The 17,840-nt window shown below is 47.0% G+C and carries 14 protein-coding genes and 1 tRNA gene; 6 read left to right on the top strand and 9 right to left on the bottom strand.

Translation table 11 applies throughout. From position 1 onward, the window contains the following. Positions 1–50 precede the first annotated feature (50 nt). Genes AS006_RS03715 through AS006_RS03700 form a run of 4 tightly spaced genes read left to right on the top strand, consistent with a single transcriptional unit; the run spans position 51 to position 4,308 of the window. Positions 51–1,691 (top strand): putative manganese-dependent inorganic diphosphatase, encoded by a 1,641-nt coding sequence (locus tag AS006_RS03715; protein ID WP_199167349.1) that lies wholly within the window; start codon positions 51–53, stop codon positions 1,689–1,691. A 4-nt stretch (positions 1,692–1,695) separates the two neighbouring features. Then, positions 1,696–2,592 (top strand): DMT family transporter, encoded by an 897-nt coding sequence (locus tag AS006_RS03710; protein ID WP_101513018.1) that lies wholly within the window; start codon positions 1,696–1,698, stop codon positions 2,590–2,592. Next, entirely contained in the window at positions 2,522–3,601 is a 1,080-nt protein-coding gene (locus AS006_RS03705) for a Gfo/Idh/MocA family protein (protein WP_101513017.1), read from the top strand. The genes AS006_RS03710 and AS006_RS03705 overlap by 71 nt, the downstream gene beginning before the upstream one ends. Beyond that, positions 3,601–4,308, top strand: coding sequence for a rhomboid family intramembrane serine protease (locus AS006_RS03700; protein ID WP_101513016.1), 708 nt, complete (start codon positions 3,601–3,603; stop codon positions 4,306–4,308). The genes AS006_RS03705 and AS006_RS03700 overlap by 1 nt, the downstream gene beginning before the upstream one ends. On the opposite strand, the gene AS006_RS03695 is transcribed toward AS006_RS03700, so the two are convergent. The 6 genes from AS006_RS03695 to AS006_RS03670 form a co-directional block, all read right to left on the bottom strand. After that, positions 4,295–5,599, bottom strand: a complete 1,305-nt coding sequence (locus AS006_RS03695; RefSeq protein WP_101513015.1) for a nucleotide sugar dehydrogenase — start codon at positions 5,597–5,599, stop codon at positions 4,295–4,297. The genes AS006_RS03700 and AS006_RS03695 overlap by 14 nt on opposite strands. Further along, positions 5,593–7,050 carry a radical SAM protein gene (locus tag AS006_RS03690; RefSeq protein WP_101513014.1) on the bottom strand — a complete coding sequence of 486 codons (1,458 nt, stop codon included), beginning with the start codon at positions 7,048–7,050 and terminating at the stop codon, positions 5,593–5,595. The genes AS006_RS03695 and AS006_RS03690 overlap by 7 nt, the downstream gene beginning before the upstream one ends. Continuing rightward, positions 7,010–7,435, bottom strand: coding sequence for a thioesterase family protein (locus AS006_RS03685; protein WP_101513013.1), 426 nt, complete (start codon positions 7,433–7,435; stop codon positions 7,010–7,012). Before AS006_RS03685 ends, AS006_RS03690 begins: the two co-directional genes overlap by 41 nt. After that, entirely contained in the window at positions 7,432–9,264 is a 1,833-nt protein-coding gene (gene ftsH, locus AS006_RS03680) for an ATP-dependent zinc metalloprotease FtsH (RefSeq protein ID WP_101513012.1), read from the bottom strand. Before ftsH ends, AS006_RS03685 begins: the two co-directional genes overlap by 4 nt. After that, positions 9,251–10,495, bottom strand: a complete 1,245-nt coding sequence (tilS, locus tag AS006_RS03675) for a tRNA lysidine(34) synthetase TilS (RefSeq protein WP_101513011.1) — start codon at positions 10,493–10,495, stop codon at positions 9,251–9,253. Before tilS ends, ftsH begins: the two co-directional genes overlap by 14 nt. 77 nt (positions 10,496–10,572) lie before the next feature. Continuing rightward, positions 10,573–10,648: transfer RNA gene (locus tag AS006_RS03670), tRNA-Thr, on the bottom strand. 199 nt (positions 10,649–10,847) lie between these two features. Between AS006_RS03670 and proC the strand changes: the two genes are divergently transcribed. After that, positions 10,848–11,615, top strand: coding sequence for a pyrroline-5-carboxylate reductase (gene proC / locus AS006_RS03665; RefSeq protein ID WP_101513010.1), 768 nt, complete (start codon positions 10,848–10,850; stop codon positions 11,613–11,615). After that, a complete protein-coding gene (locus tag AS006_RS03660) occupies positions 11,616–12,155 on the top strand; it encodes a GNAT family N-acetyltransferase (protein WP_101513009.1) in 540 nt (179 codons plus the stop codon). It begins immediately after the preceding gene. Here the strand turns inward: AS006_RS03660 and AS006_RS03655 are convergent. The 3 genes from AS006_RS03655 to queA form a co-directional block, all read right to left on the bottom strand. Next, positions 12,152–16,255 carry a PolC-type DNA polymerase III gene (locus AS006_RS03655; protein ID WP_101513008.1) on the bottom strand — a complete coding sequence of 1,368 codons (4,104 nt, stop codon included), beginning with the start codon at positions 16,253–16,255 and terminating at the stop codon, positions 12,152–12,154. The two genes, AS006_RS03660 and AS006_RS03655, sit on opposite strands and share 4 nt — an antisense overlap. After that, a complete protein-coding gene (gene ruvC, locus AS006_RS03650) occupies positions 16,242–16,739 on the bottom strand; it encodes a crossover junction endodeoxyribonuclease RuvC (protein WP_199167347.1) in 498 nt (165 codons plus the stop codon). Before ruvC ends, AS006_RS03655 begins: the two co-directional genes overlap by 14 nt. 81 nt (positions 16,740–16,820) lie before the next feature. Then, positions 16,821–17,828 carry a tRNA preQ1(34) S-adenosylmethionine ribosyltransferase-isomerase QueA gene (gene queA / locus AS006_RS03645; protein ID WP_101513322.1) on the bottom strand — a complete coding sequence of 336 codons (1,008 nt, stop codon included), beginning with the start codon at positions 17,826–17,828 and terminating at the stop codon, positions 16,821–16,823. Positions 17,829–17,840: the final 12 nt, after the last annotated feature.

Genomic DNA, 17,840 nt, shown 5'->3' with positions numbered 1-17,840 from the left:
TGTTAAGGATTATACCATCTGATAGAATTTCTAGTACGGAGGTGAAAACTTTGGAGAGAGTGTACGTGATGGGGCACAGAAATCCAGACACGGACAGTGTGTGCTCTGCAATAGGGTACGCCCATTACAAAGGTGTAGTAGAGAAGAAAAAACTATTCATCCCGGCACGATGCGGGGAATTGACGAGTGAAGCCCTTTTTGTTCTCGATTATTTCAAAGTGAAGCCTCCAGTTCTTCTTGAAACACTGGAACCCATCGTTGAAGACCTCGAGTTGAAAGATCCGATCTTCGTCTCTCCGGACACACCCGTTTACGATGTCGCCATGTTGATGGAAGGAAAAGGAATAAAGAACGTTCCTGTGGTGTCCAAAGGGAAGATGATAGGAGTGGTCACAGAAAGCAATCTTGCGCGGGTTTACGTGAGAAGACTGAAGATAGAGCCACTCGTCATACATCCCGTTCCTCTTGAACAGCTTGTCAGGGTGTTGAAGGCAGAAGTTGTGTGTGATCACCTGAAAGAAAAAACGATATCTGGAAAAGTTCATATCGCCGTTGACGCACTCCACGTGCTCCTTGGAAAAATCGAAATAGGTGACGTGGTCATAGTTGGTGACAACGAACCCGCTCAGATTGCCCTTCTTGAAAAGGGAGCAAAACTCATGATAGTCGTAAATAATGCACCCGTTTCCGGCAGGGTTTTGGAGATCGCAAAGGAGAAAAACGCAGCTGTTCTGAGAGTGAAGTTCGACGCCTTCGGTGCGGCAAAGCTCATAAACCTTGCTCTTCCCGTGACTCTGGTGATGAGTAAGAAGTTTCCAACGGTTACGAAGAAGGACACACTCGAAGATGTTAGGAACATCGTATTCACATCCAAACTGAGGGCAGCGTTCGTGGAAGACGAGAAAGAAAAGCTTCTTGGTGTGATAACGAGAACAGACTTGATGAAAGATGTGAGAAAAAAAGTCATCCTGGTGGATCACAACGAGATCACACAGGCACCGGAAGGTGTGGAAAAGGCAGAGATCCTTGAAATCATCGATCATCACAGACTCGGTGGTCTGAGCACCTTGAACCCGATCTTCTTTTACAACGAACCCGTGGGTAGTACTTCAACGATCGTCACAGAGTTCTTCCTCAGGGACGATGTGAAGATAGAAAGAGAGATCGCCGGCGTTCTTCTTGCAGGGATCATATCTGATACTCTTTTCTTCAAGCTTTCCACAACGACAGAGAAAGACAGAGCGATGGCAAGTTTCCTTGCCAAAATCACAAAGCTCGATCTGGAAAACTTCGCAAGAAGGTTGTTGAGGGAAGGAATGAAGATCCCGAAGAATGTCGATCCCTTTGAGCTACTGAAGAGAGACGTGAAGGTGTACGAAATGGGTGAAGAGTCCTTTGCGGTCTCTCAGATCATGACTTCGGATTTTTCTGTCTTGCTGAAGGAAAAAGAAAAATTCATCAGTGCCCTGAAAAATCTCAGGGGAGAGCTTGGCGTAACACACTGCTTTGTTCTATTCACCAATCCGATAGAAGAGACAAGCCTTGTGATGGTGGAAGGAGACCAGAAGATACTTGAGAAAGCTTTCGATGGTGCGGAAAAGAAAGATGGTCTTTTCCTATTGAAGGGTGTCATGTCCAGAAAGAAGGATTTTGTCCCAAGAATCGGAGAGGTTCTGAGAAGGGAGAGATGAACCCTTGGAAAGATTTTTCGCATGGTTTGTGATAGTACTCTGGGGTGTTTCTTTTCTCGCAACAAAGGTGGTCGTTCAGGTTCTGAATCCTTTCCTTGCAGGTTTTTTGAGGTTTTTGCTCGCCTTCCTCTTTCTGAGTCTGGTTTCAGGAAGACCGAAACTGTTCAACAGAGACATTTTCATGGCGGGCTTTTGGGGAGTCTTTGGTTATTTTGCTTTCGAGAACTCTGCACTCATGTTCACAGAGCCGACCAACGCTGCGATCATCGTCTCGTCCGCTCCCATCTTTTTTCTTCTCTTCTCACACATCGTTCAGAAAAAGAGGACAACAGCGGGCATGTACCTCGGTGTGATGCTTTCATTTCTTGGAGTTGCCCTCGTCATACTGAACGGACGATTCGTTCTCAAACTGAATCCGATTGGAGATCTTCTTGCATTCGGAGCCGCTCTGTCCTGGGTCTTTTACACACACCACGTGGAAAAGCTTGGAAGTCTCACCCTCAAAGAGAACGCCGGTATCATGTTCTGGGGGATGGTTCTTTTTCTTCCCTTCTCTGCTGGAAGGTTTCATCAGCTTCTGAACATGAACGCTTCTGTGATCGTGTCTTTGCTCTATCTTGGACTCCTATGCTCTGGTCTTGCATATTTTCTCTGGAATAAGGCAATCGAAAAGCTCGGAAGCAGGAGAACAACGAACATGATATACTACATACCAGTTGTGACGGCCGTGGTTGAACACACCGTGAAGATGAAGCTACCATCCGCTCTTTTGATTGGAGGGGTTGTGCTCGTTGTTCTGGGACTTTCTATCTTCGAAAGGGAGGTAGAACATGAAACTGAGAGTGGCACTGATAGGATGTGGAAGGATCGGTCAGAAAAAGCACGTTCCCGCTCTGATTGAAACGGGTGATCTTTTCGACACGGTGGCCGTTTGTGATTTGGTGGAGGAAAGGATGGATATGGCCGCCGATCAATTCGAAAAGGCAGGTCTCAAAAGACCTGAGACGGTGAAAGATTACAGAGAAATTCTCAAAAGAGACGACATAGACGTGGTATCCATCGCAACAGAAAGCGGAAAACACTACCAGATGACGATGGAGGCACTGGAGAGTGGAAAGCACGTTCTTGTGGAAAAACCCATGGCACTCTCAACACGGCATATGAACGAGATGGTGGAGCTTTCGGAGAGAAAGAAACTGAAACTCGCCGTGTTCTTTCAAAACAGGTTCAACCCGCCTATTCAAGAAGTGAGAAAGAAGCTGGATTCAGGAGCCTTCGGGAAGGTGTTCTACGCGTCCGTGGCGGTAAGGTGGAACAGAAACGAAGCGTACTACAAACAGGCAAAATGGAGAGGAACGTGGGAGATGGACGGAGGAGTGTTGATGAACCAGTCCACCCACGCCATAGACCTTCTTCAGTGGTTTCTCGGTGGAGAGATCGAGGAGATATACGGTTACATAGCGAACACGAACCATCCTTACATAGAGGCGGAAGACACCGGTTTTGCCATCGTGAAGTTCAAAGGAGGAAAAACGGGTCTGATAGAAGCAACGAGTAATGTGTTCCCAAGAAATCTCGAAGAGACACTCGCCATCTTTGGAGAAAAAGGAACCGTCGTCGTTGGAGGTCTTGCGGTCAACAGGATCCTCACCTGGAGGTTTGAAAAAGAAGAGTCCCATCCGTTCATGAACCTGCCAGATCCAGACACAGTGTATGGAGACAGCCACAAGTACGTGTACAGAGACTTCTACGAAGCGGTCCTCAAAGACAGAAAACCTTACATCTCAGGAGAAGATGGAAAGAAGGCGGTGGAGATAGTCCTTGGGATATACAAGTCCTTCCTGGAGGGAAGACCCGTGAAGTATCCGTTCGATTTTTCCACGGAGGAAATGAAAGGAGTAAAACTGTGATGAGAAAGAGGACCGTTTTTTTCATTTTGCTGTTCAACGCGTTCATATTCGTGTTGATGAGTCTTTCTGGAGTTTTCTCCACAAGGGAACCCATACTTCAAATGCTTCTTCTTCTCAGATACGGTGCCCAGTACGGTCCTAGAGTCGACGCAGGAGACTGGTTCAGGTTGATCACGGCCCTCTTTGTCCACGGAGGAATCCTTCACATCCTCTTCAACTCCTATGCCCTCTACTACTTCGGACTGATCGTGGAGGACATATACGGTTCGGAGAAGTTCCTGTTCAGTTACTTTTTCACGGGAGTAGTTGGAAACATCGCAACACACGTTTTCTATCACGACACGATCTCCGTTGGTGCAAGTGGTGCGATCTTTGGCCTCATAGGAATGCTCTTTGCGGCGGGCTTCAGAAAGGACACACCCTTCTTCATGAAGCCGGTAACCGGTGTTTCACTCCTTCCCATCATCCTGATAAACGTGGTGTACGGTTTTCTTCCTGGAACGAACATCAACAACGCAGCGCACCTCGGAGGATTTCTGTCTGGAATGCTCCTTGGATACACAATGAAGCCCTTCTCGTGGAAGAGAAGGGCTCTCTGGAAAGCCATTGCCATTCTCACCGTCTCACTTGTGGTTCTCTCTTATGTGTTCCTGATCAGACAGATCCCGGAGATCGATGAGGCGATCAGAAGGTTCAGAGCAAGATGATCTTTTCTCTGTTTTCTTTCACATCCTTTGTGATGTTTTTGGTGTCGAAGACAACGGGTGCGTGCCTTACAACGAAGTTGTAATCCACTCCGTTTTTGTGAGCGGTGGTTATCACAACGATGTCCACACTCTTCAGGTACTCCTCTGTGAGTTCAACCCTTTTGTGGATTTTCTCTCCTCTTTTCACTTCAGGAACGTAAGGATCGAAGAATTCAACAATCGCTTTTTTCTTTTCAAGATAATACCACACCTTGAGAGCGGGTGATTCCCTCACGTCGTCTATATCACCTTTGTAAGCAACACCGAGGAGAAGAACCTTCGAACCATTCAAAGGTTTGCTTCTCTCGTTGAGTATGTCCTGGACTCTCATCACAACGTACTCGGGCATGAAATCGTTTATCTCTCCTGCTATCTCCACAAGATCGAGCCTCACGTCGTACTCCTTTGCCTTGTAGGCAAGGTAGAACGGATCTATCGGTATACAGTGACCCCCCGCTCCAGGCCCGGGATAGAAGGGCATGAAACCAAAGGGCTTTGTTGCGGCAGCTTCTATCACTTCCCATATGTTGATTCCCATTCTTCTTGCAAGAATGGCCACCTCGTTTATGAGGGAGATGTTCACGAGTCTGAAGGTGTTTTCAAGTACCTTGGACATCTCCGCCACTCTTGGAGAAGAAACAGTGTGTACCGGTGCTTCGAGCACGTTCTCGTAGAGAATTTTTGCAAGCTCAGTGCACTTTTCTGTGACTCCACCAACCACCTTCGGCGTGTTTTTTGTCTTGTAGATCTTGTTTCCGGGATCCACCCTTTCCGGACTGAAAGCAAGATAGAAGTCTTCCCCAACTTTCAGGCCGGTGGATTCCAATATGGGAAGAACGACTTCTTCTGTGGTGCCGGGATAGGTAGTGCTTTCGAGGACAACGAGCATTTCCCTGTGAAGATGTTTTGCTATCTCTTTGGCTGTGTTTATCACGTAAGTCAGATCTGGTTCTTTGTACTTTCCAAGAGGAGTTGGAACGCAGATCGTTGCAACATCGCAGTTTTTCAGCTCAGAAAAATCTATTGTGGCTCTGATCATGCCCTTTTTAACAAGATCTTTGAGCTCTTCATCTACCACGTCTCCTATGTAGTTTATTCCCGCGTTCACCATGTCGACTCTCTTCTTCTGGATGTCGAAACCGACCACTCTGTATCCCGCTTTTGCCTTCTCCACCGCCAGGGGAAGGCCTACGTATCCAAGACCGATAACTCCTATCACAGCCGTCCTGTTCAGAAGTTTTTCCTTCAACACAGTTTCTTCCTCCCCTCGTTGAAGATCGTCTTCCTGAAACGCTTTTTATCTTCGAAAGATCTCAACCACTCCGCCATTTCTTCTCTGGAAGCACGGGCTATCGTGTACTGTATCACAGATTCTCTGATGCTCTCAAAATCAACCCTGAAACCTTTGAGAGACTCCCTCAGAAACTTTTCTTTTTCTCTCAGAACATCTACAGACTCCATCTTTCTTTCTTCAAAATCCGTTCCCGGTTTTGGAATGAGAGGGTTGAAGCTCATGTGAACCTCTCTGTAGCCCATCTTTAGGGCGATCTCTCCTATCTTTCTGAAGGCCATGAGATCTCCTTCCGTTTCCTCTTCAAGACCGTATATGAAGTACATCTTTATTCTATCAAAGCCGACGTTTCTTGCCATTTTCAGAGCAATTTCGATCTGATAATCCGTTATGTCCTTCTTCAAAATGTCTCTGATCCTCTGAGAGCCTGCCTCTGGAGCTATTGTGAAGGATCTCTGTCCCGATTCCTTCAGTACCTTCAGTAGCCTTTCAGAAAGACGATCGAGCCTCAGGGAAGAGACCGAGATCTTCAGTTGATGTCTTTCGACAACGCCGAGGAGTTCGTTGAGCCATGGATAATCGGTTATGGTGGCACTTACGAGTCCGTATTCCTTCCAGGGCATTTTCTCCACAAGACTTTCGAATTTCTCTGGCCTTACAAACCGAGCGGGCTTCAGGTTCTTTCCAAATATACAGAAAGAACACCTTCTTATACAGCCTCTTCCAAGCTCTACCAGGAGCTTTCCAGGAAAGACACCAACATTCGAAACGATGTGCGCGTGTGGAAGAAACTCGTCTATGATAACACCGGTTGCTATCTCCGAATGCTCCTTTCCCAGAGAAGGAACGTTCACCGAAGGTATTTCAGCAAGCATCTTCAGAATATCTTCCTTTTTCTCTTTTGTAAGAGCTTCTGAAAACTTCTCAAGGTACTTTTCCAGCTCACCGTAGTAGACCGCATCGGCAACAGGGATGAGAAACTCGGTGTTCAGATAGGTCGCGGCACCACCTGCCACAATGATCGGGTGATGCTCTTTTCTTTCCTTCCAGAAAATGGGAATTCCCTTCTTTTTGAGAAGATCAAGCAGGTTCAGAAAGTCGTTTTCAAAACTCACAGAGAAAAGCCAGATAGGGAATTCATCGAGAGGGGTCTGGGTCTCAAGAGAATAGTATTTTGAAAAGGATTCGTCGTAGAAGAACCTTTCACATCTGATACGGGGGTGTTGATTGAGAAGCTTTTGAACGTAATAGAAGGCAAGTCCTGAACTTGCAACGGTGTAATCGTTGGGAATAATGAGGGCGACACGAACGTCGCCCTCGAGTTTCAGATTTTCAACCTGTCTTTCTTTGTTTCTAAGACCCAGGACCTTCTCATATTCCAAAAAATCCTGAGGTCTTCTCGGTTTTCTCAAGCGTTACCCTCCGCAGGTAATTCCTGGAAACGATAACCCTCACAAATTCTGCCTCTAGAATCTTTTCATCACCACTCATCACGATCCCCCTGAACTTCACCCGGTTTCCTGTAACTCCGATCACCCTCACACCAACAGCCACTCTTGTTCCTGTGGGAACAGCCCTTACGTGCCTCACACAACTTTCCACCACAACGGCCGTGTAGTCGTCGGGAAGGTATCTGTTCAGAAGATCGTAGGATACTCTGTGAACTACCCCCATGAGTGCTGAGGTGGAAACGAGGTGAAGATCAAGCATCGCCACGTCCTCGTTCCAGGCCATTGTTTCATCGAGTGCCACGTCTTCTGTAAGCCTCTTTCCTTCAAGAAAGTCAAATTGCATCATTCCACCACCTTTTCGAACTCCTCAGAAAGGATCTTTCTGAGTTCTTCCCCCTCGAGGGTTTCTTTTTCCAGAAGAATCTCTACGATGTTATCGAGTTGTTTTCTGTACTTTCTTATGATCTCTTTAGCACGTTCGTAACAGTTCATCACGATTTTTTTCACTTCTTCATCGATTTTGCTTGCCACCTCTTCACTGTAGTTTCTCAGACGTGTGATCTCTTTTCCGAGGAAGACCTCCTGCTCTTCCTTGCCCCAGGCGAGAGGCCCGAGCTCCTCACTCATTCCAAGCTGACACACCATGTTTCTGGCGATCTCGGTTGCCCTCTCTATGTCGTTGGCTGCCCCGCTCGTCACGTCTCCGAAAACTACCTCTTCTGCTGCTCTCCCTCCGAGCAAGGCGGTGAGCTTGTCGAGGAGCTCGTTTTTCGTGACAAGATACTTGTCTTCCTCTGGGAGATGAAGGGTGTATCCGAGTGCTTTGTACCCTCTTGGGATGATAGAAATTCTGTGAACGAGTTCTCCGTTGGGAACAACAGTTGAAACGATAGCATGTCCTGCCTCGTGGTATGCGATGATGCGCTTTTCTTTTGGACTGATGAGCCTGGATTTTCTTGCAGGACCGGCTATCACCCTGTCTATCGCCTCTTCAAAATCTTTCATCGTGATCTTTTCTCTTCCATCTCTTGCTGCAAGAAGCGCCGCTTCGTTGACAAGATTTTCCAAATCGGCTCCCACAAAACCAGGAGTCCTCTTTGCAAGGATCTCCAGGTCGACATCCTCGGCGAGGGGTTTGTTCCTCGTGTGTATCTCCAGTATCTTTTTCCTTCCAAGCATGTCGGGTGGATCCACCACGATCTTTTTGTCGAACCTTCCGGGTCTCAAAAGGGCCGGGTCGAGAATGTCCGGTCTGTTCGTGGCGGCCATGACTATGATTCCCTCTTTCGAGTCAAATCCGTCCATCTCCACGAGCAACTGGTTCAGCGTTTGTTCTCTCTCATCGTGCCCCCCACCGAGCCCTGCGCCTCTGTGTCTTCCTACCGCATCGATCTCGTCGATGAAGACGATACAAGGAGCGTGGGCCTTAGCCTGTGCAAAAAGGTCTCTTACCCTCGCAGCTCCAACTCCAACGAAGAGCTCCACAAAATCGGATCCACTGATGTGGAAAAATGGAACGTTCGCCTCACCCGCAACAGCCCTGGCAAGAAGTGTCTTTCCAGTACCCGGAGGCCCAACAAGCAAGATACCCTTTGGCATTCTAGCTCCGATCCTGTTGAACTTCGATGGATCCTTCAGAAATTCAACCACTTCTCTGAGTTCTTCTATTGCCTCGTCTGCTCCTCCTACATCCTTGAAGGTGATTCTCTTGCTTCCAGAAGGTTTGTACATTGTTGCTCTGCTCTTTGTAAAGGTGAAAGCCTGACTGTTCCTGCCTGAAAGGCTCCTCATTATGAAGAGCCAGACGACTATGAAGAGAATCGTTGGTATGAGAGTTCCCAGAACGTTTATCCAGAAAGAACTGCCTCCGCTTCTTTCACCGGAAACCTTTATTCCTTTCGAAACGAGCCTTTCAATGAACTGTGAATCATTCACCACCCATGGAGCATCGACTTCATACACCCTTCCGTCTTTGGTGTAAACCCTCAACACTCCATCGTCCCTGATGACCACTTCGGATACCAGTCCTCTATCATCCTCCACCATCTGAACAAAACTCGTGTAACTCAACTTGGAAACGGGAGAACTTTCGATGTAGAAGAACCTTGCAAGCCAGAACAGAGAGACTATTATGAGAATCGTGAACAGGAGATTCCAGATACTAGACCTGTTCAAAACTCGTACCTCCTTTCACATAACCGATCGGAAATTCCAAAAGTTCCACGTTCACTTCCGGTGGAAAGAGATCCGAAACTGCTATTTTGGGTATCCAGAGAACCCTGTCATGTTCGTCAACGAGCAGGGGCACCCTGTCCCGGTAAAACACTGGCACTTTCTTTTCAATGAGAATGTCCTTCAGTTTTTCTTCCGAGCCGTTGATTATAATTCTATCACCTTTTCTTCTATTTCTGAGCCAGAACGCACGTTCAGTTCCGTGGAGGTTCACCTTTATTTTAAACCCTTCGATGTCGAAAATGCCATCTTTCACCTCCAGTTTGTACTTCTTTTTGAACAGGGTTTTCCCCACCGCCCCGTATCCAAACGATCTTTCAACGAACACATCTTTCCAGAGTTCAACCCTTTTTGATTTTAGCGATTCCATTAATTTTTCGTAATCCGGGATTTTCCCGTAGATGGTTTTCAATACCCATCTTGTGACTTCAAGAAACAGAAACTGGTTCTTCGGCTCTTCGAAGACGGCAAAATCTTTGTAAAAATGAACCTTTTCTTTCACGAAGTTCTGAACAGTCTCCTCAACGAATTCTCTCAACATGAAACTGATCGAAACCAGTCTGTAGACAGCATCCTCTACGTTCGGGTTCAGTTTCTTGAGGAGGGGAACAACTTCGTGTCTTATGAAGTTTCTGGTGTATTTGATGTCGTAGTTTGTTTCATCCACAACAAACGGGATCTTCTGCTTTTGAGCGTAATCTTCTATCTCGGATCTTTTGAACACAAGAAAGGGCCTTATGTATTTTCCCCTTTTCACCGGGATACAGGCAATTCCCAGAGGGCCGGTACCTCTAACCAGTCTGTGAAGGACTGTCTCCAAAAGATCGTTCTTGTGATGAGCAAGAGCGATCTTTGTTGCTTTGAACTTTTCTGCCGTCTTCTCAAGAAAACTGTATCTCACCTCTCTAGCCACTTCTTCCAGGGTCTTTCCAGAGTTCTTCCACAGGGCAGGAACATCTACAACGGCAGTTTCCACAGGAACATCCCACTGACGGCAAATGTTTTCCACGAATCTTCTGTCCTTTTCTGAACTTTCTCTTATCCTGTGATCAAGATGAGCACCTAGAACTTCGATCTTCAAAAGGGGGGAGAGTTTCTTCAGGATGTACAGGAGGGTCATTGAATCTATTCCACCGGAGACGGCAACGAGAACACGGTCACCTTCATTGATCAAGCGGTTTTCCTTCACGAATTCCAGGAACCTTTCCTCGAATTCTTCGGTAATGTTTCACACCCCTCTATGAAAAGAAATGGAGCCAGCGGTGGGACTCGAACCCACAACCTGCGCATTACGAATGCGCCGCTCTGCCGGTTGAGCTACGCTGGCCTCCCTCCAGGTTCTATTTTACCAGTAGATGGAAGAATTTCAAGATCGGTTAGTTGAAGAATTTCTCACCAAACTTCTTCATCATAAGTGATTCTGACACCCAAACCAGTCAGGTACTCTTTGGAAAAAAACAACCTTTCACGCCCACTTTGTGAATGAATTGTATAATATTCACAAACACACAGCTGGGGGGAAGAATATGAAGATATCCATCATCGGTGTTGGGAATATGGGCTCTATCTTTGCTGAGAAACTGTCTGAGAAGGCAGAAAAGGTGATTCTTGTTGAAAAGGTGCCGGAAAAACTTGCTCGTTTCAAAAGAGAACCATTCGAGATAGTCGATGTTGAAGCGGCCAAATTTTCCGACTACATCGTTCTTGCTGTGAAACCTCAGGACGCTTTCAGCGTTTTGGAAAAGCTGAAAGGATACAGTGGTGTTCTCATATCCATAGTCGCTGGGTTGAAGATATCAAAGATCGAAGAATACAACATTCCAAAGGTGGCACGTGTCATGCCAAATGTCGGTGTGAGGGTCGAAGAAGGTGTTCTTGCTGTAAGTTACAGCGAAAAGGTTAGCTCTGAAGAGAAGGAAAGAGTAAAATCACTCCTTGAAAGCCTTGGTCTTGTTGTTGAAATAGAGGAAAAACACTTTCCCGCGATAACTGCCCTCACAGGAAGCGGACCGGCTTTCATCTTTGTGATGACAGAGGCTTTCCTCGATGCCGCACTGAAGATGGGACTTTCCTTTGAAGTGGCCAGGGATCTTGTTTACAAACTCTTTGAAGGTTCTGCAAGGCTTCTTCTTGAGACGAAAGAACACCCTGCCGTATGGAAACACAGGGTCACTTCACCAGCGGGTACAACCATCGAAGGGATAGTTACAATGGAAAAATCCGCTGTGAGAGGTGGAATCATAGAATCTCTCTTTTCATCGTACAGAAGGGCCCTGGAACTGGAGGGAAAATGAGTGTTTCCAAAAAGAGTTCTGCTCAAAGACAGTTCTGTTCTCATGATACGTGAAGCAAACATCTGGGACGCAAAAAAGATCGTTGAGTACATGAAAGAAGTCACTTCTGAGACGGACTTTCTCATAACGCGTCCCGATGAGGTGTACGATGTTTCCACCGAGAGGAGTTACATAAAAATGTACCGGAACGATCCCAGGAAACTCATGCTCTTAGGAGAGATCAACAAAGAGATCGTTTCCATGCTGACCTTCACGGGATTTGGAAGAAAAAGAACAAGGCACGTTGGTGAACTTGGAATAAGTGTTAAAAGAAGGTACTGGGGCCTTGGTATAGGAACGGCGATGATGACATGCGCTATCGAATGGGCAAGAGAGAATGGCTTTAAAAGGATTCAACTGGAGGTTTTGAAATCAAACGAAAGAGCGATAGGCCTCTACAGAAAACTCGGTTTCGAGGTGGAAGGTGTGAAGAAAAGAGCCGTCAGAAAAGACGACGGCTCCTATGAAGACGTACTCATCATGGCACTTTTTTTCGATTAAAAGAGCGTGAACTGCTCCGTCTCTGGAAGGTCTCTCAGAACACCCAGACTCTTCATCAGTTCGACGTGGTTCTTGTTCACCTTCGTTCTTCGAACAAGATCCTCTATCGAGGTGAACGGTTTTTCCTCACGTGCTCGAACGATCGATTCCGCAACGCTGTCACCGAGGCCTGGAAGTTTGTTGAAGGGGATTCTGAGAGCGTTTCCTTCTATCAGAAACCTTTTCGCATCCGACTTGAATATATCCGGTGGAAGGAACGAAAATCCCCTCAGTATCATTTCCAGGGCAACTTCCAGGACACTCTCTTCGTTTTTCTTCTGAGCGTCCTTTCCTGTCATCATCTTCAGTTCCCTGAGACGAGCTTTGATGGCCTCTTTGCCCTTCAGAACGAGAGTGGGATCGAATTGATCACCCTTTATCGTAAAGTAGGCTGCATAAAACTGAAGCGGATAGTGAACCTTGAAATAGGCAATCCTGAAAGCCATGCTCACATACGCCACAGCGTGGGCTTTGGGGAAGAGGTACTTTATTCTTTTACACGACTCTATGAACCACTCTGGAACCTTCAGTCTCCTCATCTCTTTTTCCATCTCTTCTGTGATGCCCTTTCCCTTTCTCACGCTCTCCATGATCTTGAACGCAAGGGATGGTTCCATTCCCTTATGGATGAGAAAGTTCATGATGTCGTCCCTACAGGATATCACCTCGGAGAGTTTGGCATAGCCCAGGTTTATCCAGTCTCTTGCGTTGTTCAACCACACATCCGTTCCGTGTGAAAGTCCAGAGATCCTCACGAGTTCTGCAAAACTCTTCGGTCTCGTTTCAACGAGCATTCCTCTCACAAACTCTGTTCCAAACTCTGGGATGCCGTACGTTCCCACATCGCTTCCCAGTTCCACGGGATCCACACCAAGAGGCTTCACCGAACTGAATATGGCGAGGGTATCGGGGTCATCCATGGGAACGGTCATAGGATCGATCCCGGTAAGATCTTTGAGCATCTTGATGAAGGTAGGATCGTCGTGACCAAGCGCATCTATTTTCACAAGGTCGTCGTGTATCGTTTCGTAGGCAAAGTGTGTGGTGAACACTCCCGCCTCTCTGTCGTTTGCAGGATACTGTATCGGAGTGAAATCGTAGACTTCTTTGTCTTTCGGTATGATCATGAGACCGCCGGGGTGCTGTCCCGTTGTCCTTTTCACGCCGGCGATCATGGAGACGAGTCTTTCCATCTCCGCCCTTCTCAGTTTTTTGCCCGTCTTTTCTTCGTAACTTTTCACGTAACCAACGGCGCTCTTTTCCGCTATGGTGTTTATCGTTCCTGCCCTGTAGACATGGTCCTTGCCGAAGAGTTCTTCAACGAACCGATGTGCCCGCTCCTGATACTCTCCGGAGAAGTTCAGGTCTATATCGGGTACTTTGTCCCCCTCGAATCCCATGAACGTTTCAAAGGGTATATCGTGCCCGTCTTTTTTCAGTGGAGTTTCACATTTTGGGCAGTTCTTGTTTGGAAGATCGTAACCCGCACCGTATCTGTTGTCTTCTACTATTTCGAAGTACTTGCACCTGGGGCAGCGATAATGGGGAGGAAGTGGGTTCACCTCGGTGATTCCAAGAAGGTGGGCAACCAGCGAAGATCCAACAGAACCCCTTGAACCAACAACGTAACCATCGCTCATGGATTTCTGAACGAGTTCCTTCGCTATGAGATACAAAACGGCGTAACCGTGGTTTATTATCGCATCGAGCTCCTTTTTTATTCTCTTTTCAACAATCTCGGGAAGTGGGTCACCGTAGAGTTCGTGTGCCCTTTCCATGGTGAGATTTCTCACGATCTCGTCTGCGTTCTCTATGACTGGCGGATGGAGTTTTTTCTCAAGGGGCTGAACTTCCTCTATCATTTCGGCTATTCTGTTTGGATTTTCTACAACCACTTCCCTTGCTATTTCTTCGTCTTCGAATATCTCCATCGCCTTTTCCAGCATTTCTTCCGTTGTTCTGAGGTAGAGGGAGGGCTGCCTTTCAAAGTTCCTGCTTTGAGGAGCAAGGAGTGCGGAGCGCCCCTTTGCGTCCTCTGGATCCAGGAAATGAACGTCCCCTGTCATGACAACCGGTTTGTTCAATTTCTTTGCGATTCTGTAGAGTTTTCTGTAGACCTCTTTGAGCCTTTCCCTGTCGATCTCTTCGCCCTCTTCTATTACATCCAGGGGCATGATCTCTATGTAATCGTAGAATTTTGCTATCTCTTCGAGTTCAGAGTCACTGGCTCCCTCAAGCGCTGCACGCGCAAGTTCACCTGAGATGCAAGCACTTCCTACAATCAAACCCTCTCGTTTTTCTATCAGTTCGCTCTTCAAAATCCTTGGTACACTGTGGAAGTACTTCGTGTAGGAGTCGGATACCAGCCTGTAGAGGTTTTTCAACCCCGCTTTGTTCTGAACGAGTATCGTACAGTGATAGGGTTTCTGCGCGGTGAAATCCACGGAGTCCTTCAGTTTTTCCATCTCTGAAAGTTTCGTGATCCCGATCTTTTTCAGCATTTCGATGAATCTGAGAAAGACCTGTGCGGTGACCCTTGCATCGTCCAGTGCCCGGTGATGTCGGAAAGAACCAAGACCCAGTTTTTTCACAACGGAATCAAGTGAATAACTCTTCAGTCTCAGAAGGGATTTGGCAAGTGCGAGGGTGTCAACGTAAGGTTTTTCCCAGTCTTTTCCGAGTACCTTTTTGATCCAAAGTCTCAAGAACCTGTAGTCGAAGTTTGCGTTGTGTGCTACCAGGATGGAATCTTCAAGAAACGCGAGAAACTCCGGCAGAACTTCTTCGATGGCTCTCTCCCTTTCGAGCATCTCCTGGGTGATACCTGTGATCTCAACACTCTTCCTGGAAATGACTCCGGAAGGTTTTATGAGTGTGTGGTATTCATCGATGATGCGCCCTTCTTTTATCTTCACCGCTCCTATCTCGATGATTTCATCCACCTGAGGATCGAGGCCTGTCGTCTCAAAATCGAAAACAACGAAGGTAACATCTTCGAAAGTTGCATTACCTGAGAAATTCTTCAGAATAGGTTCTACATCGCTCACAAGGTAAGCTTCTATCCCGAATATGGGCTTTATACCAGCACTCTTCGCCGCGTCGTAGAAGTAAGGGATCGCCTGAACGTTTCCGTGGTCTGTGATTGCCACAGCCGGAAATCCCCACTCTTTTGCACGATTGACGTACGTTTCAATGTCCATTATTGCATCGAGATCACTGAACTTGGTATGGGCATGAAGTTCCACCCTTTTAACGGGAGAGTTGTCCACTCTTTTCTCTTCGGGAAGTTTGGTCACACCCTTCACGTAAAGAACCGGCTCTCCATTTTCCTGAGCCAGATCCCCTGTCACAACAACGATGTCACCTACCGATACTCCCTTTTCTATCTCTTCTATGCCGTTGAAGGCCTTGCAGATGAGAGAGTCTTCACCGTCTGTGAGATAGAGTAGAAGAAGCGTCTTTTTTCCTTCTACTTTCTCGATCTTGAAGACCTTTCCCTTTACAGAGGTCTTTTTGTTGTATTCGAACACCTTCGAGGGGGTAAAGACAATCTTTCTTGGTTTCTGGCCGAACACGTGGTTGCTGTCTTCGACCTTCACTTCTTCACCTTCAGACTTTTTCTCATCTTCTGGCTCTGCCTGTGGGATGATTTTCTTCAGAAGATCATCGGAAGGTTCTATAACTTCCAACATGATCTCCACACCGGGGGGTAGAATGCTATCCAATTCCCTTTTCATGTTTCTGAGTTTTGATGCGATCCTTTCTCGGGCAAAATCTCCCAGAACTTTCAGTACGAGCCTGTTCCCCTCAAGCACAACATCCTTTATGTAGGGAACGTTTCCGTTCAGAATGGAAAATATTTTCCCCTTCAGATCACTACTACCGTTTCGGTGGCCGTTCACCACAACACGAAACCTCGTCTCCTTCTCCAGAGACCGAACGAGATCTTCAATTTCCTCGGAGTAGTTTTCAACGGATATGGTCACGACACCGGTACCAGGATCGATTACCAGACTCTTCAGGGTGATGTTTTTCCATCTCAAGTTTTCAATCTTTTCCATGTGTTACCCTCCTCATTCTGCTCTGAAGGGCGTGACACCACGCTATAGCAAGGGCATCCGCAGCATCATCGGGCCTGGGAATCTCGGAAAGACCAAGAAAACGCTTCACGTTCTCCTGAACCTGTCTTTTGCTCGCTCTTCCGTACCCCGTAAGAGAAATCTTCACTTCGTTTGGAGCGTATTCGAAAACAGGAACGCCCTTTTCCTCTAGGGCAAGAAGGATCACGCCGCGTGCCTCTCCAACACCTATGGCGGTGGTAACGTTCTTGACGAAAAACAGCGTCTCCATGGCACACTCATCAGGAGAGAATTTCTCCAGGATCTTCAAAAATTCTTCGTATATCTGCTTCAATCTTTTCCCCTTGGGAAGATCTTTGGAGGTTTCTATCGCCCCATGGAAGACATGGGATATCCTGTTTCCAGAGATCTCAATGATGCCTATTCCTACTATTCCATACCCGGGATCAACACCGAGGACTCTCAACCGTCCGACCTCCATTATACTGTTCACATATTTTCGGTTTTTATACCATCTGTTTAAGAGAAAGTCGTGTTTTCCAAACCGCTACAGAATCAGCATCGCATCACCGAAAGAGAAGAACCTGTACCTTCTCTTCACAGCCTCCCTGTAGGCTTCCATGATGAAGTCCTTCCCGGCGAATGCCGCAACCAGCATGAGAAGGGTTGATCTGGGAAGATGAAAGTTTGTGACCAGTGCATCGACCATCTTGAACTCGAAAGGAGGGTATATGAAAAGATCCGTCTTTCCCGCGTACTCTTCCCGCTCGGGAAGCCGGGCTATCGTCTCCAGAGTTCTCACAGTTGTGGTCCCAACCGCCACAACTTTCTTTCCCTTCTCTTTCGTTTCTCTGATCTTTCTGACAGTTTCTCTGGGTACCCGGTAGTATTCCTCGTGCATTTTGTGTTTTTCCACCTCTTCCACCTTCACCGGTCTGAAGGTTCCTATTCCAACATGAAGAACGATCTCAGCGAATTCTACTCCCTTTTCTTTCAACTTCTCTATCAACTCAGGTGTAAAATGAAGTCCGGCAGTCGGTGCTGCAACAGACCCGTTTTCTTTTGCATAGACAGTCTGGTACCTATCCAGCGGAACTTCCTTCTTTATGTAAGGAGGAAGCGGGGCTTTTCCTTTTTTGAGGATGAGGTCGTCGTTTTTCGGTTGAAACTCCAGTATCCTTGTTCCATCCTCGCTTCTGTCGAGGCAGACGGCCGAAAGGTCGTCATCGATCAACAGTTCGGTTCCCTTCTTCACCTTCTGGCCAGGCTTTACAAGACAGCACCAGATGCCTTCCTCCAGACGCTCAAGGAGAAGTATCTCTATGTGTGCACCCGTTTTCTTTTTTGCGTAAAGACGAGCGGGTATCACCCTTGAAACGTTCAGAACAAGAAGATCTCCAGGTTCCAGATATTCCACTATTTCGCGAAAGATGCGATGCTCTATTTTTTTCATCTTTCTGTGAAGAACCATAAGCCGCGAAGAGTCACGCGGTTCTGCCGGTTCCTGTGCAATGAGTTCTGGTGGAAGTTCATAGTCAAACTCTGAAACCTTCATCATCATCATCAT

The organism is Thermotoga sp. SG1 (genome assembly GCF_002865985.1).
Taxonomy (GTDB): domain Bacteria; phylum Thermotogota; class Thermotogae; order Thermotogales; family Thermotogaceae; genus Thermotoga.
This window is presented reverse-complemented; position numbering and strand designations above follow the sequence as displayed.